Origin of the sequence: Pseudomonas sp. NFACC56-3, from assembly GCF_900100025.1 — a bacterium.
Taxonomy (GTDB): domain Bacteria; phylum Pseudomonadota; class Gammaproteobacteria; order Pseudomonadales; family Pseudomonadaceae; genus Aquipseudomonas; species Aquipseudomonas fluorescens_AA.
The window spans coordinates 83,583-107,231 of the sequence record NZ_FMTK01000006.1; the positions used below are offsets into that span (position 1 = coordinate 83,583).

Consider the following 23,649-nt stretch of genomic DNA (forward strand, 5'->3'; position numbering starts at 1 on the left):
CTGATGCCATTGCGCCAGCGCCTTGAAAACCTTCCGGTCGGCCAGAAACTGCTGGCCGCCCTGTTGGTGTTGTTGACCACTGTCCTGCTGGTAGCCAACCTGACCTTTATCAGCGCCGCCTACTACATCTCCCAGGAAAGCATGGCGCCCCAGGCCCTGCAGACCATTGGCCGACTGGTCGCCAACCCGAGCCTGATCTCTGACGCCCTGCAGTCGCCACAAAGTGCCCAGCGCCTGCTCGACGAGCTCAACAGCTACGCACCGCTGCGGGCGGCGGCGTTGTACGACGGCCAGGGCGACCGCCTGGCACAGCTGCAACAGGGCGAAAAGCTCAAGCTGCCGGACCATTTCCGCAACATACAAGCCTGGCAGGCGGGCGAGTTCCGCAGCAACCAGGTCATTACCCTGCCCCGCCCCGGCACCGAACCCGGCCACCTGCTGCTGGTGGCCAGCAGCGAACTGCCCACGGCGTTCTACACCGGCACCCTGACCGCCAGCCTCGGCATCCTGATTTTCAGCGTGTTGCTCTGGCTGGTCATCGCCCAGCAAATCAAACGCCTGATCACCCAGCCGATCCATCAACTCGAAGAACTGTCGCGCCAGGTCACCCGCGAAGAGAACTACTCCCTGCGCGCCGCCCGCGGTAATCACGACGAGATCGGCAGCCTGGCCGAAGCGTTCAACACCATGCTGTCGCGGATCGAAGCCCGGGAGCAGCAACTCAAGCGCGCGCGGGACGACTCCCAGGCCGCCTACGACCAGGCCCAGGGCCTGGCGGAAGAGACCCGCCATACCAATCGCAAGCTGGAGCTGGAAGTCCAGGTGCGCAGCAAGATCGAGAAAAAACTCACGGGCTTCCAGAACTACCTCAACAGCATCATCGACTCCATGCCGTCGGCCCTGATCGCCCTCGATGAGCAACTCTACGTCACCCAATGGAACCAGGAAGCCAGCGCCCTCTCCGGCACGCGACTGGACGAGGCCCTGAACCAACCGATCTTCCTTGCCTTCGAACCGCTCAAGCCGTACCTGCCCCAGCTCAAGCAGACCGTCGAGCAACATACGGTGGCCAAGATCGAACGCGTCACCTGGACCAAGGACGACGAGGCCCGGCATTACGCCCTGACGTTCTATCCGCTGATGGGCGGCGCCGGGCGGGGCGTGGTGATCCGCATCGACGACATCACCCAGCGCCTGTCGCTGGAGGAAATGATGGTGCAGTCGGAAAAAATGCTCTCGGTCGGCGGCCTCGCGGCGGGCATGGCCCATGAGATCAACAACCCCCTGGGCGCCATCCTGCACAACGTGCAGAACATCCGCCGACGCTTGTCGCCGGAATTGCCGAAGAACCTCGAACAGGCCGAGCAACTGGGCATCGAATTACCAGTGGTCAACCGCTACCTGGAAAGCCGGGAAATCCCACAATTGCTCGACGGCATCCAGCAGGCCGGCGCCCGGGCGGCGAAAATCGTCACCCACATGCTCAGCTTCAGCCGGCGCAGCACGCGGCAGATGGCGCCCTGCGACCTGCCGGCGCTGATCGACCAGGCGGTGGAAATCGCCGGTAATGACTTCGATCTGACGATCGGCTTCGACTTCAAGGGCCAGGCGATCATCCGTCAGTTCGACCCGAACCTGGGCCCGGTGCCCGGCACGGCCAACGAACTGGAACAGGTGCTGCTCAACCTGCTGAAAAACGCCGCCCAAGCCATCCACCAACGCCAGGACGACAGCGAACCCGGGCGCATTATCCTGCGTACGCGGTTGAATCCGCCGTGGGCGGAAATCCAGGTCGAGGACAATGGCATCGGCATGAGCGAGAACGTGCGCAAGCGCACCTTCGAACCCTTCTTCACCACCAAGGAGATCGGCCAGGGCACCGGCCTTGGGCTGTCGGTCTCGTATTTCATCATCACCAACAACCACAAGGGCCAGATGGAAGTGCAGTCGGCGCCAGGCCAAGGCACCTGCTTCACCTTGCGCCTGCCCCTGACGGGCCCTTCGATGGTGGCGCAGGAAAACAAACCACTGGAGCGTTGAGCATGGGCTTTCGCCTGTCGAAGATTTACACCCGCACCGGCGATAAAGGTGAAACCGGGTTGGGCGATGGTCGCCGCGTGGCGAAGGACCACCCACGGGTCGAGGCCATCGGCGAAGTGGACACACTGAACAGCCAGTTGGGCTTGTTGCTGGCCGGGCTCGCCGCCGAAACGGCCCGGTACCCGGCACTCAAGGAAGTCAGCGAAGTGCTGGAGCCTTGTCAGCATCGATTGTTCGACCTGGGCGGTGAGCTGGCGATGCCGGCCTACCAAGCCTTGAACGTGGCGGAAATCGAGCGGCTGGAAGCGGCGATCGATGTGTGGAACGAGGAATTGGGGCCACTGGAAAACTTCATCCTGCCCGGTGGCTCGACGCTGATCGCCCAGGCCCACGTCTGTCGCAGCCTCGCCCGCAGCGCCGAGCGGCGTTGCCAGCAATTGAACGCGGTGGAGCCGCTGACGGGGCCGGGGCTGGCCTATATCAATCGGTTGTCGGACCTGTTGTTCGTGGCGGCGCGGGTCATTGCCCGGCGGCAAGGGGTGGCGGAGGTCCTGTGGGAAGCGGCGGCCAAGCCTGGGGGCTGATCAACGCGATGCATCGCCTGTCAGGCCGCCTTCGCGAGCAAGCCCGCTCCCACATTGGATCTGCGTCAGACACAAAATTTGTGTTCACCACCGATCACCGTGTGGGAGCGGGCTTGCTCGCGAAGGGGCCAGCAGCCACACCCCAGAATCATGCCCCAGGCCAAAAAGCCCGAATCCCCGCCACACCCTGGGCCCCGGCCTCCCAGGCTTTTTGCCGCTCACCGGGGCCGACCCCGCCCAACAGATAGACCGGCCGGTCGAAGCCATCGATCAACCGCGCCGCCTCTGCCCACCCCAACGGCTGTGCATCGGGATGGGTCTGGGTCGGCTGTACCGGCGAAAGCGTGACGAAGTCCACGTCCATTTGCTGCGCCAGGGACAGCTCCTCGGCGTTATGGCAGGAAGCCGCCAACCAACGGTCCTTGCCAAACGGTCGACCGGCCGCGGCATGCTTGCGCAGTTGCGCGGCGGTAATGTGCCAGCCAGCGGAAGGAAAATCCCCCAGCCATTCGAACGGCCCCTTGAGCATCAGTTGGGCCTTGCCGGCACACAACCCCGCCGCATCCACCGCCAGGTCGCGGTATTGCGGATCGTAGCCGTTGGGGGCGCGTAGCTGGACCAACTTGATCCCGCCGGCAATCGCTTTCTGCATGCCGCGCAGCAAGGCCGGCGTCTCAAGGCCTTCCGGGGTGATCAGGTATTCGCCCGGCAAACGGGCCGCCGCGACGATCGGCTGATTGGCCGCCGGGAACTCATGGTTCGTCAGGTCGCGGGCCGTCACCCAGGCCAACGGCTGCCCTTCGGCGCCATGGGGCTCGCCGGTGAACGCCGAGACTTCCCAGACATCCAGCAACACCTGCTTGTCCGGGTAATCGTGACGCACCTTGATCAACGGCCGGGCGGCGTCGACGACAATGCCCAACTCTTCGTGAAGTTCACGGGCCAGGGCGGTTTCGACGGATTCGTCGGCCTCGACCTTGCCGCCTGGAAATTCCCACAGGCCGCCCTGGTGCTGGGTGTCGGCCCGTCGGGCGATCAGGATTTTACCGGCGGCATCGCGGATGACCGCTGCCGCCACATGGACTCGTTTCACCGCGCAGTGTCCTCCAGGCCAACCTGTTGCCACGCCTTGAACGCTGGCCATTGATATAGGGTTTCGACGTAGGCCTCATCGACCTCGGACAGTTTCACCTGATAAGTGCGCAAACGCACGGCAACAGGGGCAAAAAACGCGTCGGCCAGGCTGACGCGGCCAAACAGGTAGGGACCGGCCTCGGTCGCCGCGGCGCGGCATTCGGCCCATAGCGCCAGCATCCGCTCGATTTCCACTTGGACATCAGCCGGCATGGGCGACAACGGTGCATCGCGCAGCAGGTCAAACGGCATGTGGCTGCGGATGGCGAAAAAACCGCTATGCATTTGCGCACAGGCCGAGCGTGCCTGGGCCCGGGCGGCCACATCCTTGGGCCAGAGACCGGCCTGCGGGAACTGTTCGGCCAGGTATTCGGCAATCGCCAGGGAATCAGCGATCACGCCGAATTCGGTCTTGAGCAACGGGACCTTGGCCGTGGCCGAGTACTTGAGCAGCTTTTCGCGGGTGTCGGGCTGGTCGAGCCTGACCAGTTCTTCGGAGTACTTCGCGCCGGTCAGCGCCAGGGCGAGCGCGCCGCGCAGGGACCAGGAAGAAATGCGTTGGTCGCCGATGATCAGGTGCAGGCTCATATCCGGATTCCTTTCTTATGGTCAATTAGAGACATTTGCGATGTCTGTCAGGCTGCCTCCGCGAGCAAGCCCGCTCCCACAGGGGATTTGTGGTGTGAACACTTGCTATGTCACCCCGCAATCCCCTGTGGGAGCGGGCTTGCTCGCGAATGGGGACGACTCGGTTTAAGTCCGATACTCAGCGTTGATCTTGACGTACTCGTGGGACAGGTCGGTGGTCCAGATGGTTTCGCTGCAATCCCCCCGTCCCAACTCGATACGGATAGTGATTTCTTCCTGCTGCATCACCGCCGCGCCCTGGGCTTCAGTGTAAGTGGCAGCACGAGCGCCTTGGCTGGCGATGCAGACGTCACCGAGGAACACGTCGATCTTGCTCACGTCCAGTTCAGGCACGCCGGCCCGGCCGACAGCGGCGAGGATGCGGCCCCAGTTCGGGTCGGAGGCGAACAGTGCGGTCTTGATCAGCGGCGAGTGAGCCACGGTATAGCCCACATCCAGGCATTCCTGGTGATTGCCCCCGCCATTGACCTGCACGGTCACGAACTTGGTCGCGCCTTCGCCGTCACGGACGATGGCCTGGGCCACGTCCATGCACACTTCGAACACCGCCTGCTTCAACGCAGCGAACAGCGGGCCGCTGGCCTCGTTGATCTGCGGCAGGTTGGCCTGGCCGGTGGCGATCAGCATGCAGCAGTCGTTGGTGGAGGTGTCGCCGTCGATGGTGATGCGGTTGAACGACTTGTTGGCCCCGTCGAGCATCAGGTCTTGCAGCACCTGGCGCGAGACCTTGGCGTCGGTGGCGATGTAGCCGAGCATGGTCGCCATGTTCGGCCGGATCATGCCAGCGCCTTTGCTGATACCAGTGACGGTGATGGTCACGCCGTCATGCTCGAACTGACGGCTCGCCCCCTTGGGCAGGGTGTCGGTGGTCATGATGCCGGTGGCGGCGGCGGCCCAGTTGTTTTCCGACAGGTCGTCGAGGGCGGCTTGCAGTGCGCCTTCGATCTTCTCGACCGGCAGCGGTTCGCCGATCACGCCGGTGGAGTACGGCAGCACCTGGCTGGCGTCGACGCCGGTCAATTCCGCCAGCTTGGCGCAGGTGCGCTCGGCGGCGGCCAGGCCAGGCGCGCCGGTGCCGGCGTTGGCGTTACCGGTGTTGGTCAACAGGTAACGCACCGGCCCCTGCACGCGTTGCTTGGCCAGGATGACCGGGGCGGCGCAAAAGGCGTTGAGGGTGAACACACCCGCCACCGTCGAGCCTTCGGCGCAACGCATGACCACGACGTCCTTGCGCCCAGGGCGCTTGATGCCCGCCGAGGCAATACCGAGTTCAAAACCGGCAACCGGGTGCAGCGTGGGCAACGGACCAAGACCAACAGCCATGAATGCGCTCCTAAATTAGATGTCTATCGACGCCATCCTCATTGGGACGGCGAATCAAAATGGCAAAACGCCGCGACGGATAAAATCCGGTCGCGGCGCGGGTGGTTCAGCGTTGAGACGGGTTTATTGGATCTGCCCGTGGCAATGCTTGTATTTCTTGCCCGAACCGCAATAGCACAGTTCGTTACGGCCCAGCTTCTGCTCGTTGCGCACCGGTGCGGTCGCCAGGGCGACATCCACATCGACGCCCTCTTCGGCGACCACTTCCAGGCCAGGGGCTTCGGCGTGCTCGAACTGCATGCGCGCAGCCAGGGCTTCGGCTTCCTGGCGCAGGCGGGCTTCTTCCTCGGCCGGGTCTTCGCGGCGAACCTGTACGTGGGACAGCACGCGGATCGAGTCGCGCTTGATCGAATCGAGCAACTCGGAGAACAGCGTGTAGGACTCGCGCTTGTACTCCTGCTTCGGGTTCTTCTGGGCGTAACCACGCAAATGGATACCGTGGCGCAGGTGGTCCATGGTCGACAGGTGGTCTTTCCACAAATCGTCCAGTACCCGCAGCACAATCTGCTTCTCGAAGGAGCGCAGTGCCTCGGCGCCCGCCTGGTCTTCCTTCTCGTTGTAGGCAGCGATCAGTTCGGCCAGCAGTTTTTCACGCAGGGTTTCTTCGTACAGGTGATCGTCTTCGTCGAGCCATTGCTGGATCGGCAATGCCACGCCGAAATCGCTCTGCAAGGCGGCTTCCAGGCCGGCGACGTCCCACTGTTCCGGCAGCGACTGCGGCGGGATGTGGGCGCTGACGGTGGCGTTGAGCACGTCCTGGCGGAAATCGGCGATGGTTTCGCCAATGTTGTCGGCGGCCAACAAACTGTTACGCATGTGATAGATCACTTTACGCTGTTCGTTGTTGACGTCGTCGAACTCGAGCAGTTGCTTGCGGATATCGAAGTTGCGGCCTTCGACCTTGCGCTGGGCCTTCTCGATGGCGTTGGTCACCATGCGGTGCTCGATCGCCTCGCCGGGCTGCATGCCCAAGGCCTTCATGAAGTTCTTCACCCGGTCAGAGGCGAAGATGCGCATCAGGCTGTCTTCCAGGGACAGGTAGAAACGGCTGGAGCCGGCATCGCCCTGGCGACCGGCACGGCCACGCAGCTGGTTGTCGATACGACGCGATTCGTGACGCTCGGAGGCGATCACCTGCAAACCGCCGGACTCGAGCACCTGCTGGTGACGCTTCTGCCAGTCGGCCTTGATCTGCGCGATCTGCTCGGGGGTCGGGTCTTCCAGGCTGGCGACTTCCACTTCCCAGTTGCCGCCCAGCAGGATGTCGGTACCACGGCCGGCCATGTTGGTGGCGATGGTCAGCGCACCCGGGCGACCGGCCTGGGCGATGATCTCGGCTTCCTTCTCGTGGAACTTGGCGTTGAGGACCTTGTGCTCGATGCCTTCCTTGTTGAGCAAGGCAGACATGTGCTCGGAGGTCTCGATGGTGGCGGTACCCACCAGGATCGGACGGCCCTGGGCCATGCCTTCCTTGATGTCGTTGATGATCGCCGCGTACTTCTCTTCGGCGGTCAGGAACACCAGGTCGTTGTAGTCCTTACGGGCCAGCGGTTTGTTCGGCGGGATCACCACCACTTGCAGGCCGTAGATCTGGTGGAATTCGAACGCCTCGGTGTCGGCGGTACCGGTCATGCCGGACAGCTTGCTGTACAGGCGGAAGTAGTTCTGGAAGGTGGTCGAGGCCAGGGTCTGGCTCTCGGCCTGGATGTTCAGGCCTTCCTTGGCTTCGATGGCCTGGTGCAGGCCTTCGGACAGGCGACGACCCGGCATGGTACGGCCGGTGTGTTCGTCCACCAGCACGACCTGGCCGTCCTGGACGATGTATTCGACGTTGCGATGGAACAGCTTGTGGGCACGCAGGCCGGCATAGACGTGGGTCAGCAGGCCCAGGTTATGGGCCGAGTAGAGGCTCTCGCCTTCGGCCAGCAAGCCGACGCGGGTGAGCATTTCCTCGATGAACTGGTGACCGGCTTCGTTGAGTTCGACCTGGCGGGTCTTCTCGTCGATGGTGTAGTGCCCGGGCTGGGTCACTTCGCCTTCGACTTCCTCGACGTGCAACTTGAGCTGCGGGATCAGTTTGTTGATCTCGATGTACAGCTTGGAGCTGTCCTCGGCCTGACCGGAAATGATCAGCGGGGTACGGGCTTCGTCGATGAGGATGGAGTCGACTTCGTCGATCACGGCAAAGTTGAGTTCACGCTGGAATTTTTCTTCCATGCTGAACGCCATGTTGTCGCGCAGGTAGTCGAACCCGAATTCGTTGTTGGTGCCGTAGGTGATGTCGGCGGCGTAGGCGGCACGCTTCTCTTCCGGCGGCTGGAACGGCGTGACGACGCCGACGGTCAGGCCGAGGAATTCGTAGAGCGGGCGCATCCAGTTGGCGTCGCGGCGGGCCAGGTAGTCGTTGACCGTCACCACGTGCACGCCCTTGCCGGACAGTGCGTTGAGGTACACGCCCAGGGTCGCCACGAGGGTCTTGCCCTCACCGGTACGCATTTCGGCGATCTTGCCTTCGTGCAAGGTCATGCCGCCGATCAACTGAACGTCGAAGTGGCGCATGCCCATGATCCGCTTGCCGGCCTCACGGGCGACCGCAAAGGCTTCGGGCAGGAGCTGGTCAAGGGTTTCCCCCTTGGCGATGCGGTCCTTGAATTCGGCAGTCTTGGCGCGTAACTGATCGTCCGAAAGGGCCACCATTTGCTCTTCGAAGGCATTGACAGTCTGTACCGTCTTGAGCATGCGCTTGATTTCACGCTCGTTCTTGCTTCCAAAAAGTTTCTTTAACAAAGGCGCAAACATATCGGCAGGATCTTCCACACTAAAGGGATGGAGGGCGGCCCCATGAGTCGCCCGTGCAGCCCTCATGGCCGCATGCGAACGAGCATTCTACCCGGAAACGATGGAGAGGAAAGTGGCGTTATTCCACGATGCTGGCACAGCGCTGTGACGGGGCCACCCTAAAATAAGGGCTTTTGCGCGAACTTCAACCCACAAAGCGCAGAAGTTCTCACTGATTGTGTAGCCAAAAGCCGCTGGGCGAGAGGGTCGAGGCGCGTCCGGCGCTTTCTGCTACCATGGCGCCTCTGTCACTTGCGGTATTCATTCATGGCCTTCCGCCCTCTTCCAGCCAAGGCGCCCGCCGTTCTGCTGCGCGAAGCCAAGCCGCTGAAAGCCATCTTCGGCCACGCCAAACGCCTGGGCCACTTGCAGCGCCTGCTGGACAGCCAGTTGCAACCGGCCGCCCGCGAGCATTGCCACGTGGCGTCCTGGCGCGAAGGCAGCCTGCTGTTGATCGTCACCGACGGCCACTGGGCCACGCGTTTGCGCTACCAGCAAAAACGCCTGCTGCGCCAACTCCAGGCGTTCGAAGAATTCGCCAACCTGACGCGGATACTGTTCAAGGTGCAACCGCCCACTGTCCAGGTCGGCGCCAAGGGCCATACGCTGGACCTGTCCACCGACGCCGCGGCGACCATCCAGGCCACCGCCGATGGCATCAGCGATCCTAACCTGCGGGCGGCGTTGGAGCGGTTGGCGGCGCATGCGCGGCCCAAGGATTGAGATTTTCGGCGTCGGCTAGATAGCGATCGCGAGCAAGCTCGCTCCCACAGTGGAACTGCAGCGGCCACCTATTTTGTGTACGACACCAAACCCGTGTGGGAGCGAGCTTGCTCGCGATAGCGGCAGCTCAGCCAGCACACTTTTCGCCTGCCAAACCGCCTTCGCGAGCAAGCTCGCTCCCACAGTGGAACTGCAGCGGCCACCTATTTTGTGTACGACACCAAACCCGTGTGGGAGCGAGCTTGCTCGCGATAGCGGCAGCTCAGCCAGCACACTTTTCGCCTGCCAAACCGCCTTCGCGAGCAAGCTCGCTCCCACAGTGGATCTGCAGCGGCCACCTATTTTGTGTACGACACCAAACCCGTGTGGGAGCGAGCTTGCTCGCGAAGGGGGCAACTCGGTCTCGACTAACGGCGCCGCTTGCTGCCCCCCAGCAACGACCCCATCAACCCGCGCACCAGCTGCCGGCCCAGTTGATTGGCCGCCTGGCGCATCGCCGATTTGAGCGCCTGGCCAGCTGCCGTGCCAAGGAACTCGCCGGCCTGTTCGGTGAAGCTGGGTTCTTCGGCCGTGGACTTGCCCGGCACCGCTTCGGCCTGGGGCTCCAGCCCCTTGCGTCCCATCAGCACTTCGTAGGCCGATTCGCGATCAATGGGCTTGTCGTAGCGCCCTTGCAGCGACGAACTGGCGATCAACCCGGCGCGCTCGGCCTCGCTCAGCGGCCCGATGCGCGATTGCGGGGGGGCCACCAGCACGCGCTGGACCATTTCCGGCGTGCCTTTTTCCTGCAAGGTGCCCACCAGGGCTTCACCGATGCCCAGCTCGGTCAGCACCGCCAGGGCATCGAATTGCGGGTTGGGCCGGAAACCGTCGGCCACCGCCCGCAGGGATTTCTGTTCCTTGGCCGTGAAGGCCCGCAAACCGTGCTGGATGCGCAACCCTAACTGGGCGAGCACATCGTCCGGCAAATCGCCCGGCGACTGGGTCACGAAATACACCCCCACGCCCTTGGATCGGATCAGGCGCACCACTTGCTCCAAGCGCTCCTGCAAAGCCTTGGGCGTACCGGCAAAGAGCAAGTGCGCCTCATCGAAGAACAGCGCCAGCAGCGGCTTGTCCGCATCGCCGCGCTCGGGCAACTGTTCGAACAGCTCGGCCAAAAGCCACAGCAGGAACGTCGCGTAGACCTTTGGCGCTTCGTGGACCAGGCGGCTGGCGTCGAGCAAGTGGATGCGGCCACGGCCGTCGCTGGCCGGTTGCAGGATGTCTTCGAGCTGCAACGCCGGTTCGCCGAACAACGCGTCCGCGCCCTGCTGTTCCAAAGTGGACAGGCGCCGCAGCAGCGCCTGACTGGAGCCGGTGGTCATCAGCGCCGCGTCGTCCCCCAGCAGCTCGGGGTTGTCCTTGAGATGATTGAGCAGCGCCTTCAGGTCCTTGAGGTCCAGCAACAACAGGCCTTCACGGTCGGCCACCTTGAACGCGGCGTAGAGCGCCGACTGCTGGCTGTCCGTGAGTTCCAGCAGGCTGCCGATCAATAACGGGCCCATCTCACTCAGGGTGGTGCGCAGTGGATGCCCGGACTGGCCGTGGATATCCCACAAGGTCACCGGATAAGCCTGGGGCTTGTGGTTGAGCCAGGGCATGCCGGCGATGCGCTCGGCGATCTTGCCCTGGGGGTTGCCGGCAGCACCCAGGCCGCACAGGTCACCCTTGATATCCGCCGCGAACACCGCCACGCCGGCATCGCTGAACATTTCGGCCAGGCGCTGCAAGGTGACGGTCTTGCCGGTCCCGGTGGCACCGGCCACCAGGCCATGACGGTTCGCCAGGCGCATGGCCTGGGCGATGGGCTGGCCGCTGAGGTCGGCACCGATAACGAGTTGCGATGAGTCAGGCATGTGGTCACCCGTGGTGTTTGCGATATGACGCCATTTTGCACGCTTATATAAAAGCATGCCTGGCGCATCAAGGCCCTGGCAGCAGGAATAATAGCTGCGAACCTGGGCTGGCCCTATCGCGAGCAAGCTCGCTCCCACAGAGATTTGGGGCGAGGCACAGATCCCATGTGGGAGCGAGCTTGCTCGCGATGAGGCCCTGTCAAACCCAGCAATACTCCACTGGCGATGCACCCACCCCACAACCCCAACCGAACATCTATTCTTCATAAAGGTCAACACAGGAGAACACAGACCGGAGGGACGTTCATCGTGCATATAGCGGACATAACCATGTTCTACGCCCCCGCCAGTGGAGGCGTGCGCACTTATCTGGATGCCAAGCACCGGCGCCTGGGCGATCGGCCCGGTATTCGCCACAGCCTGTTGATCCCCGGCGCGCATTTGAGCGAGCACGACGGAATCTACAAGGTGCCAGCTCCTGCACTGCCGTTCGGCAAGGGCTATCGCTTCCCCCTTCGCCTGGCGCCCTGGCGCAATGTCCTGCGCGATCTGCAACCGGACCTGATCGAAGTCGGGGATCCGTACCTCACCGCCTGGGCCGCATTGGATGCCCGCCGTCAGCTCGACGTGCCCGTCATCGGCTTCTATCACTCCGACCTGCCGCTGTTGGTGAGCAACCGCATGGGCAACTGGTTCACCCCCAATATCGAAGCCTATGTCAGCAAGTTGTACGGCAATTTCGACCGGGTCCTGGCGCCGAGCCAGGTCATGGCCGACAAACTGACCGGGCTGGGGGTCAAGAACGTCTATGTGCAACCCTTGGGCGTTGACCTGCAAACCTTCACCCCCGCCGCCCGCGACCCGGAACTGCGGGCCGAGCTGGGTATCGCCGAAGACGCGCGCCTGCTGATTTTCGCCGGTCGCGGTTCCAAGGAAAAAAACCTGCCGGTGCTGCTCAAGTGCATGAAACGCCTGGGCGAGCGCTATCACCTGCTGTTGGTGGGCTCATCGATGCCCGCCGTGGTGCCGGACAACGTCACGGTGGTCGACGAATTCTGCCCGGCGCCGCAAGTCGCCCGGCTCATGGCCAGCGCCGATGCCCTGGTGCACGCCGGCGACCAGGAGACCTTCGGCCTGGTGATCCTCGAAGCCATGGCCAGCGGTATTCCCGTGGTGGCGGTAGCGGCCGGGGCTTTCACCGAAATCGTCCACGAGGACTGCGGCCTGCTGTGCACGCCCAACAATCCGCAGGCCATGGCCAATGCCGTGCGGCAACTGTTCAGCGAAGGCTGCCAACGCCGTGGCCTGCTGGCGCGCCGGCATGTGGAGCGTCATTACGCCTGGGACACCGTGGTCAACAGCTTGCTGGGGCACTACTACGCCGTACTCGGCGAACAAATGCCGTTGCTGGCCAATGGTTGAGGCGAGGAGCGTGTCGATGAGTTCTTCGCCCAGCGTGCTATTGGTGTTGCACGACGTGGCACCGCAAACCTGGCCTGACTACCAGCCCTTCGTCGAAGCCGTGGATGCCCTCGGCCAGGTGCCGATGACTTGGCTGGTGGTGCCGGACTTTCACCGTACCAATGCCCTGGAGGCTCACCCCGACTTCCGCCGCCTGCTCGACCGCCGGGTCGAGCGCGGCGACGAGTTGGTGCTGCATGGCTACTACCATTGCGACGACGGCCCTGTCGCCCGCCACCCCAAGGAGTGGTTCATGCGCCGGGTCTATACCCATGAGGGGGAGTTCTACAACCTGTCCGAGGCCGCCGCCCTGGCCCGCCTGCGCGCCGGGATCGCCACCTTTGAGCGCTACCATTGGCCGCTGGAAGGTTTCGTCGCCCCGGCCTGGCTGATGAGCGAAGGCACGCGCCAGGCCTTGCGCCAGTTACCGCTGAGCTACACCAGTGACACCCAACACCTCTATCGCCTGCCCGACTTCAGTGCCATCGACGCGCCGGGCCTGGTCTGGAGTGCCCGCAGTGCCTGGCGCCGTGGCCTGTCGAAGGTCATCAGCGACCAGCGTGAACAGCGCTGGCGCCAGGCTCCGGTGATTCGTCTGGGCCTGCACCCGGTGGACATGCGCCACGGGTTTTCCCGGGACTATTGGCTGCGCATCCTCGAACGCCTGCTCAACGACGGTCGCGTGCCGATGACCAAGGTCGGCTGGCTGGCAACCCAGGGGCTGCGGGCCCGCAGCGCCGCATGAAACGGCTGATCTGGCTGGGCGCCGCCCTGCTCACGGCGCTGTTGGTGCCGCTGCTGGTCGGCGGCGGGGAAATGTGGTCGCGGGTGCAGCGCTTTCCCCTGTCCCTGCTGCTGACCATGCTCGGCATGATCGTGCTGTGCTGGGGCTTGAATTCCGTGCGCCTGCGCCTGTTGCTGGGTGAATACCGTGGGCGCATCGGCGGGTGGAAAAGCATGGGCGTGGTGATGTCCACCGAGTTCGCCATGTGCGCGACGCCCGGAGGCAGTGGCGGCCCACTGACGCTGATGGCCCTGCTGGCGCGCAACGGTGTGCGCCCGGCCCATGGCAGCGCGGTGTTCGCCATGGATCAACTGAGCGACTTGCTGTTCTTCCTCTGCGCCCTGGTGGGCATTCTGTTCTACGCGCTGTTCCAGAACCTCAGCCAGCGCCTGGAATGGATGCTGGCGTTGAGCGCGATTTCGTTGTTTGGCGGGCTGTTCGGCTGCGTGCTGGTGGCCCGTTATCACCGCCGGCTGATTCTGCTGGGCGCTCGCGTGCTGCGGCACCTACGTGTGAAAACCGCCACCCGCCGACGCTGGGGCCGCAAGATCCTGAACTTCCTCGCGGCCTTCACCGACACCTTGAAATTGCCACGACAGACGCTGTTCCAGGTCTTCGGCCTGACCTGCCTGCATTGGGCGCTGCGCTACAGCGTGTTGTACCTGGCATTGAAGGGGCTGGGCGCGGACCTGCAGTGGGCGTGGAGCTTCCTGATCCAGATGCTGTCCTTGAGCGCGGGGCAGTTCAGCCTGCTGCCGGGCGGTGCCGGGGCGGCCGAGCTGACGTCGGCGGCGCTGCTGGCCCCCATGGTGGGCAAGTCCACCGCAGCGGCGGCGATCCTGATCTGGCGGGCGGTGACCTATTATTTTTACCTGGTGGCCGGTGGGCCGGTGTTCTTCCTGATGGTCGGGCGGCCGTTGATCAAGAAGCTGATCAGGCTCAGGCAAGCCTGACCGGTCACGGCGTCTGTTCGGGCGCGTCCTGGGGATGCAATTGCTCCCACAATTGCGCGGCGTCGGGGAACTCGGTGCCATCCTCCGGGCTCAACGCGTCGGGGTCATAGCGGCTGAGGCAGCCCTCGCCCAGAGTGGCTGGCGCCTTGGAGGTGGCTTTGTCCAATGGATCGGTCATGGCGAACCTCATGAAAAAAGGCCTGGCGATCGCTCGTCCAGGCCCTTGGCAGTCTAGTCAGAAGACTACGGTCTTGTTGCCGTGCACCAGCACCCGGTCTTCCAGGTGATAACGCAGGCCCCGGGCCAATACCATCTTCTCGACGTCACGGCCGAAACGCACCATGTCTTCGATGCTGTCGCTGTGACTGACGCGCACCACGTCCTGCTCGATGATCGGGCCGGCATCCAGCTCTTCGGTCACGTAATGACAGGTGGCGCCGATCAGCTTCACACCGCGCATCGACGCCTGGTGGTACGGCTTGGCCCCGACGAACGACGGCAGGAAACTGTGGTGGATGTTGATGACCTTATGGGCGTATTCGCTGCACAAGGCCGGCGGCAGGATCTGCATGTAGCGAGCCAGTACCACCACCTCGGCGTCGTGCTGCTTGACCAGTCGCGAGACCTCGGCGAACGCCGGATGTTTGTCCTGCGGGTCGACCGGCACGTGGTAGTACGGGATGCCATGCCATTCCACCATGCTGCGCAAGTCATCATGGTTGGAAATCACACAGGCGATGTCGCAATCGAGCTCATCGCTGTGCCAGCGGTGCAGCAAGTCAGCCAGGCAATGAGACTCGCGGCTGGCCATCAGCACCACACGTTTTTTCTGCGCGGTGTCGGTGATACGCCAGTCCATCGAGAACTCTTCGGCAATGGGGGCGAACGCTTCACGAAAGGCTTCGATGCCGAAGGGCAGCGAGTCGGCACGAATCTCGTGACGCATGAAAAACCAACCGCTTTGATTGTCCGAGTGATGGCTCGCTTCGGTGATCCAGCCGTTATGGGACGCCAGAAAGTTACTGACTTTAGCAACGATGCCGACGCGGTCCGGGCAAGCAATCACCAGACGAAAAGTGCGCATTAGGGGAACTCCAGAACTTCGCAAAGGCGGCCATTCTAGCCATTGCGCGGCAAAACTGCAGTATCGATGACACGCCGGATCCTGGGCGACAGCCCCAGGCCATGGCCGGCGAGGCCCGGGAAGGCAGATTATATGTGAACAGATGTGAAGACACTGTCGCGGTATTTAACTGCAACAGGCGTTTTTGTGGCGCGGCACTAATTAATTAAATAAAACACCGGTTAAATGTTTACTTGATGAAACTGTCTGATTACTATTGTCGCACTGTCTCCTTGTCACCCGCGTCCTACATAAGGTAGTCCACATGTCCTTGATCAATGAATACCGCGCCACAGAAGAAGCCATCAAAGAACTGCAAGCTCGCCTGAAAAACCTGTCGCAAGACGACAAACTGCAAACCGAGCTTGAATTCGAAGGCAAACTGCGCACGCTGATGGGCGAATACTCCAAGTCGCTGCGCGACATCATTGCCCTGCTGGATCCAGAAGCCAAGTCGAGCAAAGCCCCACGTGGCGCCGTGAAAACTACCGGCACCAAGCGCGCTCGCAAAGTTAAGCAATACAAGAACCCGCACAACGGTGAAGTCATCGAAACCAAAGGTGGCAACCACAAGACGCTGAAAGAGTGGAAAGCCAAGTGGGGCGGTGACGTGGTAGAAGGCTGGGCAACCCTGCTGGGCTAAGCCTCACCGCGGCGCAAGCTTCTTTGCGAACAAAAAACGCCAGTGATTACTGGCGTTTTTTATGCCTGTTATCTGTTCATTTCATTGCGATACAAGGCTTAAACGTTTGCGCAATTGCTGGCTGTAGCCCTGCCATTCCACGAGTACTTCTCGCTGCATCGGCGTAGACAGGGCCAGCCACTCTCCCATCGCCTCGTCAAAACTTTGCAAGGTATTAGGCGCTCCCCATTCCGGGGCGGACAGACGTTGTTGACAGAAAATTCTCCAGCGCTCCTGCTCTTCGGGATTCAAGGTGTCTGGAAAGTTGCGTGCACGATATCGGAACAATAGTTCCGGCAGACGCTCATCATCGAAAGGCCATTGCGCTTGCGCCAATTGCACCGGGTCCGCCATGCGCACTTGTTCACATAAACGCCGATCGCGATCGCCCAAGAAACCCGCGTATAACTGTTGCTCGGGATCCTCGCTGGCGGTGAAGTCCTCGCGGCCATAAATAGCCTGAAGTTTGTCCTGCCAAACTTTCTGTGCGTCAGTTAGCCGCAATGCGCGCTGTCGATAGCCCTCCATGTCCAGCTCCAGCCGCTGCTGGTCCTCGACGCGCAGCACCGACAACGGCGCGACCACCGGGCATTTGTTGATATGGATAAGCTTGAGCGGCACCGGCAACTCACCGTCGAGCAGTTCTTCGCGGCGGGTATACAAACGCTGGCGCAGGCTTTCGGCGTCATGGTCCAACAGGCCCTGGGGGTCCAGATGCAGGTCGCAGACAATCAGGGCGTTGCGGTTTTTCGGGTGCCAGGCCAACGGCAATACCACGCCGATGTAGTTGCGCGCCGCCGAGAAGCGACCGGAAATATGCACCATCGGCTGCAGCAGGCGGATCTGGTCCATCACTTTCTGTTTGCTGCGCAACTGGAACAGCCAGTCGTAGAGCCGCGGCTGCCGCTGACGGACCAGGCGGGCCAGGGCGATGGTGGCGCGCACGTCCGACAACGCATCGTGGGCCTGGCCATGATCGATGCCATTGGCGGCGGTCAGGCGTTCGAGCTTGAGGCTGACGCGACCGTCCTCTTGCGGCCAGACAATGCCTTGCGGGCGTAGCGCATAGGCCGCGCGTACCAGGTCGATCAAGTCCCAGCGGCTGTTGCCGCCCTGCCATTCCCGTGCGTACGGGTCGAAGAAATTCCGATAGAGGCTGTAGCGGGTCATTTCATCGTCGAAACGCAGGGTGTTGTAGCCGGCGCCACAGGTACCGGGCGCGGCCAGTTGCCCGTGGACACGGGTCATGAAGTCGGCTTCGCTCAAGCCTTTTTCGGCCAGGCATGTCGGGGTGATCCCGGTAATCGCACAGGCCGCCGGATGCGGCAGGATGTCATCGCTGGGCCGGCAATACAGATTCACCGGTTCGTCGATTTCATTGAGCTCGAAATCGGTACGGATACCCGCCACCTGCAAGGGCCGGTCGCAACGCGGGTTGATGCCGGTGGTTTCGTAGTCGTACCAGAAGATGGAAGTCACGGGCTGTTCCTGAACTGAAGACTGGCGAAGTCTAGGCGCTCGAACCCGCCTGCGACCAGCAGTGCTGTAACTTTTGAATACCAATGTGCGAGCGGTGTCGGACACTGGATCTGTGAACACTCTAGAATTCTTGTGGGAGCGGGCTTGCTCGCGAAAGCGGTGGGTCAGCGACATCAATGTTGAATGTACCGCCGTCTTCGCGAGCAAGCCCGCTCCCACAAGGATCTGTGAACACTGAGGGGTCGCAGAATGATGCAGGCAGTGTTCACCCTCTCAATCCTGTTGCAAACCATGAAATGACCTGCACAGTTCTATCGTTTGCCCGCACGAAGACTGCTAGCATCGGGGCCGAGATTGAATGTTCGGATCGGCCCATCACAGGTTGCCCATGCTCGAGACACCAGCACTGCAAAGGAACGCGACGCTGCCCGCGCCCCTGGACACGCGTTATCAGGTGGAAACGCCGGAGGGCATCGACCTGCCACTGCGCCCGGCGGGGCTGATGCCGCGTGCAATCGCCTTCACCATCGATTTGGGTATACGCGGCTTGGTCCTGGGTGTTTTTTTCCTGGTCCTGGCGTTTTTCGGCGAGCTGGGGCTCGGCCTGGGGTCCATCCTGCTGTTTGTCGTCAGTTGGTGGTACATGGTGCTGTTCGAAGTACTCAACCAGGGGCGTTCTCCCGGCAAGCAGATCATGGGGCTGCGCGTGGTGCAGGACGATGGCCGGCCCATTGGCTGGTCGGCGTCGTTGATCCGTAACCTGCTGCGCTTCGTCGACATGCTACCCTTTGGCTACACCTTCGGGGCCATCTGCTGCCTGCAGCATCCGGCGTTCAAGCGCCTGGGCGATCTCGCGGCCGGTACGCTGGTGGTCTATCGCGAACAACCGGTCAAGCGCCCCGCATTGCCCATGGCCCCGCCGATACGCGCGCCTTTCACCCTGAACCTGCATGAGCAACGCGCCGTGCTGGGCTTCGCCGAACGCCAGGCCGAACTGTCCCAGGCGCGGGTCAACGAACTGGCCGCGATCCTGGCCGCGCCACTGAACGTCCAGGTGCCGAACGCCACCGCCGAACTCAATGGCATCGCCCGCGGCCTGCTGGGGCCGACATGAAGCAGAGCCTGTTCGAAAGCCGCCACCAAGGAGAATGGGCGCACCTGGCCCAGCAACTCGATCAATTGGAGCGCAGCCGCAACGTGCCCCAGAGCGGTGACTTCCCTGCCGCCTACCGACGGCTTTGCCATCACCTGGCATTGGCCCAGGCCCGGGGCTACAGCAGTTTGCTGGTCGACACCCTGCAACAACTGGCACTGCGCGGTCACCAGCAACTCTACCGGGATCGCAGCCGACCATCGGCCAGCCTTTCGGCCTTTATCCTGGTCGGTTTCCCTCGACTGGTGCGTGAACAATGGCGCTTCGTGCTGGCCGCCAGCCTGATGTTCCTGGGCAGCCTGGTCGGCATCGGGCTGCTGGTCTATCTGTTTCCGGAACTGGTCTACAGCGTGCTGGGCGCCGACGAAATCAGCCAGATCCGCAGCATGTATGACCCGGCCTCCGGGCACCTGGGGCGCTCGGTCGAACGGGCCGCCAGCGAAGACTGGGTCATGTTCGGTTACTACATCATGCACAACATCGGCATTGCCTTTCAGACGTTCGCCAGTGGCTTGATGTTTGGGCTGGGGAGCGCGTTCTTCCTGTTTTTCAATGGCCTGACCATTGGCGCGGTGGCCGGGCACCTGACGCAGATCGGTTCCGGTGCAACGTTCTGGTCGTTCGTGATCGGCCACGGCGCCTTCGAACTCACCGCCATCGCCCTGGCCGGTGCCGCGGGCCTGCAACTGGGCTGGGCGTTGATCGCCCCGGGACGCCTGACCCGTGGCGAGGCCTTGCGGCTCGCGGCGGGTAAAAGCGTGCTGATGATCGGCGGCGTGATGCTGTTCCTGCTCATCGCCGCGTTCATCGAGGCCTACTGGTCTTCCAGCACGGTAACGCCCGCCACCAAATACACCGTGGGCGGCTTGTTGTGGCTGTTGGTCATCAGCTATCTGTCGCTTGCCGGACGGGCCCGCCATGCGCCTGAGTGATGCCACCGTCGTCATTCGCCCACGCACCACCTGGGAAGCCATGGACCTTGGCGTGTTGATGAGCCAGAAGCATCGACGCTTGCTGATGACCAGTTGGGCGATCATCACGCTGCCGGTGTACCTGTTGCTGACCCTGCTGCTATGGGACTCACCGTCCCTGGTGGTGATGCTGTTCTGGTGGTTGAAACCGGCCTTTGACCGTCTGCCGCTGTACATCCTGTCCAAGGCGCTGTTTGGCGAAACCCCCACCTTGAGGCAGGCCCTGCGCCAATGGCCGGCGCTGCTCAAGCCCCAGTTGCTGGCCAGCCTGACCTGGCGCCGACTGAGCCTGAGCCGCAGCTTCCTGCTGCCGGTGGTGCAACTCGAAGGGCTCACCGGTGAGGCACGGGAGCAACGCATACGGGTATTGCTGCAACGCAACCGCGGCGCGGCGCAATGGTTGACCATCATCGGCATGCACCTGGAAACCGCCCTGTGGTTCGGCCTGATGGCCCTGTTCTATCTGTTCGTGCCGCAACAAGTCGAACTGCAATGGGACTGGGAGACCCTGGTGTCAGCAGCCGAGCACGACTGGTTGTGGTTCGAACACCTGGTCAACTTCCTCTACCCACTGCTGCTGATCTTGTGGGAGCCGGTGTACGTCGCCTGCGGCTTCAGCCTCTACCTGAACCGGCGCACGATCCTCGAAGCGTGGGACATCGAACTGGTGTTCCGGCGCCTGCGCCAGCGTCTGAGTGGCGTGGCGCCGGCATTGTTGCTGCTGGCCCTGGTGATGCTGCCGCTGGTGCCCCCGGCGTGGGCCGACGAAGAGCCCAACGCCCCCGACAGCCCGCGGCTGCTCAACCAGCCCCTGACCAGCGAAGCCTCCCGGGCCGGCATCAAGGCGATTCTCGAGGCCGCGCCGTTCAAGAACCCGGAGACCGTCACCCGTTATCGTTTCGGCGAAGAAACCGCCGAACCCACCGACGAGACCGAGGCAAAACCGAGCTGGCTCAAGGCCCTGTTCAAATGGCTCGGCGGCCAACGCTTCGACATCGCCGCCGCGCTGATCCAGGTCGCGCTGTGGGCCTGCCTGGCAGGTGCGATCGTCTGGCTGGCCTGGCATTACCGGGAACGACTCAAGGCCCTGGTCAATCGGCGACCGACGCAACGCCTGCCCGTGGAACGAACGGCACCGGCGCACATGTTCGGCCTGGATATTCGTGAAGAAAGCCTGCCGACCGACGTCGCCGCCAGCGTCGAACAGCTGTGGGCCACGCAGCCCCGAGAAGCCTTGGGCCTGCTGTACCGGGCACTGCTCAGCCGGTTGCATCATGACTTCAAGATCCCCTTGAAACCGTCCGACACCGAAGGCCAGGTGCTGCAACGCGTCGAACGGCTCGAGCAGGACAACCTGCTGGGCTTCAGCAAAAGCCTGACCCTGCATTGGCAGAACATTGCCTATGGGCATCGTCCGCCGCCGCCCCACCTGCAACAGGAACTGTGTGACGGCTGGCGCGGGTTGTTCGGGCCTGGAGCGTCTCGATGAGCCGGCACGCGGGGTGGCTGGTCGGCGCCGTGCTGGCCGCTGTGGTGTGCGCATTCGGTTTTTACCTCTACACCCAGGCCGTGCCCTATGAAGAGGTCGTCGAGCACGGCCCCTCTCCAGAAGTACAGGCCAACCCTTACCTGGCCGCCGAACGGTTCCTGCGCCAGCGGGGGATCAACGTCGAGCACGCCAACAGCCTGGAGGTGCTGCCCGCCCTGGAGCCACGCCAGCATAGCCTGCTGTTGCTGGGCGAGCGCACCCACATGACGCCACGGGAAGTCGAACAGTTGATGAACTGGACCCGGGCCGGCGGACGCCTGGTCTTTGTGGCCGAAGCCTTGTGGGACAAGAGCACCGGCAGCAGCGGCGACCTGCTGCTCGACCGCGTGCGCCTGCGCCAACTGCTGAGCGAAGACCTCAAGGAGCCCGCGCCCGAACTGATCAAGGACCGTTACCCGGAACTGACCAAGCTCTACCTGGAAGACGAAGAGGCGCCGGCATATGCCAGCTTCGACACCGACTTCCACCTCGAAGACCCGTACAACCTGGCCCAGGCCTGGGCCAACAGCGCGTTGTCGACCCACATGATGCAATTGAACCTCGGCCTCGGCTCGATCACGGTGATCACCGACGCCGAGCTGTGGAAGAACGACGCCATCGACCAGTACGACAACGCCTGGCTGCTCTGGTATTTGAGCGCCGACACGGATGTCACCCTGCTGTTCAACACCGACCACGACACCTTGCTGACCCTGTTGCTGCGCTATTTCCCCCAGGCGCTGGCGGCACTGCTGGCCTTGGTTGCCCTGTGGTTCTGGCATTCGGCGGTGCGCCACGGCCCGCTGCAACCACCGGCCTCCCAGGCCCGGCGCCAGCTGGAAGAACACGTACAAGCCAGCGCCGGCTTCCACCTGCGCCACAACGGCCAGCAGCACCTGTTGCACGCCTTGCAACAAGACGTGCTGCGCCGGGCCCGCCATCTTCACCCAGGCTTCGAACAACTGGCCGTCGCCGAACAATGGCAAGTACTCGCCCGCCTGACCCGGCAACCCACGCGGGCCATCAGCCAGGCCTTGAGCCCACGGCCGAAACAGCGGATGTCGAACGCTGAGTTCTGCCGCCAGGTCGCCCATTTGCAAACCCTCAGGAATGCCTTATGACTGAACAGAACGAACCTACCGACGGCCAGGCCCACGCCGCCCAACAGCGCCAGCGCGCCAGTCAGTTGGCCCAGGCGATCCGCACCGAGCTGCGCAAGGCGGTGGTCGGCCAGGCCAGCGTGATCGACGATGTGCTCACGGCACTGATCGCCGGCGGCCACGTGCTGCTCGAAGGCGTTCCCGGGCTGGGCAAGACGTTGCTGGTGCGCGCCTTGGCTCGCTGCTTCAACGGTGAGTTCGCACGCATCCAGTTCACCCCCGACCTGATGCCCAGCGACGTCACCGGGCACGCGGTGTACGACTTGCAGACCGAGCAGTTCAAACTGCGCAAGGGTCCGGTGTTCACCAACCTGTTGCTGGCCGACGAGATCAACCGCGCACCGGCCAAGACCCAGGCCGCGCTGCTCGAAGCCATGCAGGAACGCCAGGTCACCCTCGAAGGCCGCGCCCTGCCCATCAGCCAGCCGTTCATGGTGCTCGCCACCCAGAACCCCATCGAACAGGAAGGCACCTACCCGCTGCCGGAAGCCGAGCTCGACCGCTTCATGCTCAAGGTGCGCATGGATTACCCGGACGCCGACCAGGAGCTGGACATGGTGCGTCAGGTCAGCCGCTCGACCCGTGCCGACATGCTCGACGTGCAACCGCTGCGCATGGTGCTGCAGGCCAAGGACGTGCAAGCGTTGCAACGCATCGCCAGCGACCTGCCGATGGACGACCAGGTGCTCGACTACGCCGTGCGCCTGGCCCGCACCACCCGCAGTTGGCCGGGCTTGACCCTCGGCGCCGGGCCCCGTGCTTCAATTGCGCTGGTGCGATGCGCCCGGGCCCGGGCGTTGTTGCGCGGCGGCGAGTTCGTGGTGCCGGACGACATCAAGGGCTGCGCCCTGGCCGTACTGCGCCATCGGGTACGGTTGGCGCCGGAACTGGACATCGAAGGGCTGTCGGTGGATCAGGTGCTGGGGCAACTGCTCGATCAAGTGCCGGCGCCGCGGTTGTGATGAGGGCATCTGTGACAAGCACGCTTTTTGTGCCTGGAACGCTGGTTGTGGCGAGGGAGCTTGCTCCCGCTGGGCTGCGAAGCAGCCCCCAGGTTCTATCTGCCACACCGTCAGGGGACGCTGCGCGTCCAGCGGGAGCAAGCTC

The 23,649-nt window shown here is 63.1% G+C and carries 20 protein-coding genes; 12 read left to right on the forward strand and 8 right to left on the reverse strand.

The window, feature by feature from the left end; all coding sequences use genetic code 11:
• Positions 1-3 precede the first annotated feature (3 nt).
• Positions 4-2,040 carry a sensor histidine kinase gene (locus BLO80_RS11210; protein WP_092332012.1) on the forward strand — a complete coding sequence of 679 codons (2,037 nt, stop codon included), beginning with the start codon at positions 4-6 and terminating at the stop codon, positions 2,038-2,040.
• A gap of 2 nt (positions 2,041-2,042) precedes the next feature.
• Positions 2,043-2,624, forward strand: coding sequence for a cob(I)yrinic acid a,c-diamide adenosyltransferase (locus BLO80_RS11215; protein ID WP_092332009.1), 582 nt, complete (start codon positions 2,043-2,045; stop codon positions 2,622-2,624).
• Between the two features lie 148 nt (positions 2,625-2,772).
• On the opposite strand, the gene BLO80_RS11220 is transcribed toward BLO80_RS11215, so the two are convergent.
• From BLO80_RS11220 to secA, 4 genes are all read right to left on the reverse strand, one after another.
• The gene (locus tag BLO80_RS11220) at positions 2,773-3,717 is read right to left on the reverse strand and encodes a Nudix family hydrolase (RefSeq protein WP_092332006.1); all 945 of its coding nucleotides are present in this window, start codon (positions 3,715-3,717) and stop codon (positions 2,773-2,775) included.
• Positions 3,714-4,346: a glutathione S-transferase family protein gene (locus tag BLO80_RS11225; RefSeq protein ID WP_092332003.1), complete on the reverse strand. Its 633-nt coding sequence runs from the start codon at positions 4,344-4,346 to the stop codon at positions 3,714-3,716. The genes BLO80_RS11220 and BLO80_RS11225 overlap by 4 nt, the downstream gene beginning before the upstream one ends.
• 165 nt (positions 4,347-4,511) lie before the next feature.
• Entirely contained in the window at positions 4,512-5,729 is a 1,218-nt protein-coding gene (gene argJ / locus BLO80_RS11230) for a bifunctional glutamate N-acetyltransferase/amino-acid acetyltransferase ArgJ (RefSeq protein ID WP_092332001.1), read from the reverse strand.
• A gap of 123 nt (positions 5,730-5,852) precedes the next feature.
• Positions 5,853-8,588, reverse strand: coding sequence for a preprotein translocase subunit SecA (gene secA / locus BLO80_RS11235; protein ID WP_092331998.1), 2,736 nt, complete (start codon positions 8,586-8,588; stop codon positions 5,853-5,855).
• Positions 8,589-8,894: 306 nt separating this feature from the next.
• On the opposite strand from secA, the gene BLO80_RS11240 reads away from it, so the two are divergent.
• Complete coding sequence (locus BLO80_RS11240) at positions 8,895-9,350, forward strand: DUF721 domain-containing protein (RefSeq protein WP_018614283.1); 456 nt, start codon at positions 8,895-8,897, stop codon at positions 9,348-9,350.
• Between the two features lie 407 nt (positions 9,351-9,757).
• Here the strand turns inward: BLO80_RS11240 and BLO80_RS11245 are convergent, their stop codons facing one another.
• A complete protein-coding gene (locus BLO80_RS11245; protein WP_092332388.1) occupies positions 9,758-11,248 on the reverse strand; it encodes a helicase HerA-like domain-containing protein in 1,491 nt (496 codons plus the stop codon).
• A 330-nt stretch (positions 11,249-11,578) separates the two neighbouring features.
• Here BLO80_RS11245 and BLO80_RS11250 point away from each other — a divergent pair, with 330 nt between their 5' ends.
• Genes BLO80_RS11250 through BLO80_RS11260 form a run of 3 tightly spaced genes read left to right on the forward strand, consistent with a single transcriptional unit; the run spans position 11,579 to position 14,446 of the window.
• Positions 11,579-12,670, forward strand: a complete 1,092-nt coding sequence (locus BLO80_RS11250; RefSeq protein WP_092201443.1) for an N-acetylglucosaminyl phosphatidylglycerol synthase — start codon at positions 11,579-11,581, stop codon at positions 12,668-12,670.
• Positions 12,671-12,686: 16 nt separating this feature from the next.
• Positions 12,687-13,454 carry an N-acetylglucosaminyl phosphatidylglycerol deacetylase gene (locus BLO80_RS11255; protein WP_092332386.1) on the forward strand — a complete coding sequence of 256 codons (768 nt, stop codon included), beginning with the start codon at positions 12,687-12,689 and terminating at the stop codon, positions 13,452-13,454.
• Positions 13,451-14,446: a glucosaminyl phosphatidylglycerol flippase gene (locus BLO80_RS11260; RefSeq protein ID WP_092332384.1), complete on the forward strand. Its 996-nt coding sequence runs from the start codon at positions 13,451-13,453 to the stop codon at positions 14,444-14,446. The genes BLO80_RS11255 and BLO80_RS11260 overlap by 4 nt, the downstream gene beginning before the upstream one ends.
• Before the next feature lie 4 nt (positions 14,447-14,450).
• Here BLO80_RS11260 and BLO80_RS29915 read toward each other — a convergent pair whose 3' ends face one another.
• Both BLO80_RS29915 and purU read right to left on the reverse strand, forming a co-directional pair.
• Positions 14,451-14,624, reverse strand: a complete 174-nt coding sequence (locus BLO80_RS29915; protein ID WP_175459486.1) for a hypothetical protein — start codon at positions 14,622-14,624, stop codon at positions 14,451-14,453.
• Positions 14,625-14,681: 57 nt separating this feature from the next.
• Positions 14,682-15,530, reverse strand: a complete 849-nt coding sequence (purU, locus tag BLO80_RS11265; protein WP_060740880.1) for a formyltetrahydrofolate deformylase — start codon at positions 15,528-15,530, stop codon at positions 14,682-14,684.
• Positions 15,531-15,834: 304 nt separating this feature from the next.
• Here purU and mvaT point away from each other — a divergent pair, with 304 nt between their 5' ends.
• Entirely contained in the window at positions 15,835-16,212 is a 378-nt protein-coding gene (gene mvaT, locus BLO80_RS11270; RefSeq protein WP_003205091.1) for a histone-like nucleoid-structuring protein MvaT, read from the forward strand.
• Positions 16,213-16,293: 81 nt separating this feature from the next.
• Here the strand turns inward: mvaT and sbcB are convergent, their stop codons facing one another.
• On the reverse strand, positions 16,294-17,730 hold the full coding sequence (gene sbcB / locus BLO80_RS11275) for an exodeoxyribonuclease I (protein ID WP_092332382.1): 1,437 nt from the start codon (positions 17,728-17,730) through the stop codon (positions 16,294-16,296).
• Positions 17,731-18,118: 388 nt separating this feature from the next.
• On the opposite strand from sbcB, the gene BLO80_RS11280 reads away from it, so the two are divergent.
• From BLO80_RS11280 to BLO80_RS11300, 5 genes are read left to right on the forward strand one after another with little or no spacing between them, the layout of a single operon-like run.
• Positions 18,119-18,844 carry an RDD family protein gene (locus tag BLO80_RS11280; RefSeq protein WP_092332380.1) on the forward strand — a complete coding sequence of 242 codons (726 nt, stop codon included), beginning with the start codon at positions 18,119-18,121 and terminating at the stop codon, positions 18,842-18,844.
• Positions 18,841-19,815 (forward strand): stage II sporulation protein M, encoded by a 975-nt coding sequence (locus BLO80_RS11285; RefSeq protein ID WP_092332378.1) that lies wholly within the window; start codon positions 18,841-18,843, stop codon positions 19,813-19,815. Before BLO80_RS11280 ends, BLO80_RS11285 begins: the two co-directional genes overlap by 4 nt.
• On the forward strand, positions 19,802-21,343 hold the full coding sequence (locus tag BLO80_RS11290) for a DUF4129 domain-containing protein (RefSeq protein WP_092332376.1): 1,542 nt from the start codon (positions 19,802-19,804) through the stop codon (positions 21,341-21,343). The genes BLO80_RS11285 and BLO80_RS11290 overlap by 14 nt, the downstream gene beginning before the upstream one ends.
• On the forward strand, positions 21,340-22,503 hold the full coding sequence (locus tag BLO80_RS11295; RefSeq protein ID WP_092332374.1) for a DUF4350 domain-containing protein: 1,164 nt from the start codon (positions 21,340-21,342) through the stop codon (positions 22,501-22,503). Before BLO80_RS11290 ends, BLO80_RS11295 begins: the two co-directional genes overlap by 4 nt.
• Positions 22,500-23,504, forward strand: coding sequence for an AAA family ATPase (locus BLO80_RS11300; protein ID WP_092332372.1), 1,005 nt, complete (start codon positions 22,500-22,502; stop codon positions 23,502-23,504). Before BLO80_RS11295 ends, BLO80_RS11300 begins: the two co-directional genes overlap by 4 nt.
• Positions 23,505-23,649 lie beyond the last annotated feature (145 nt).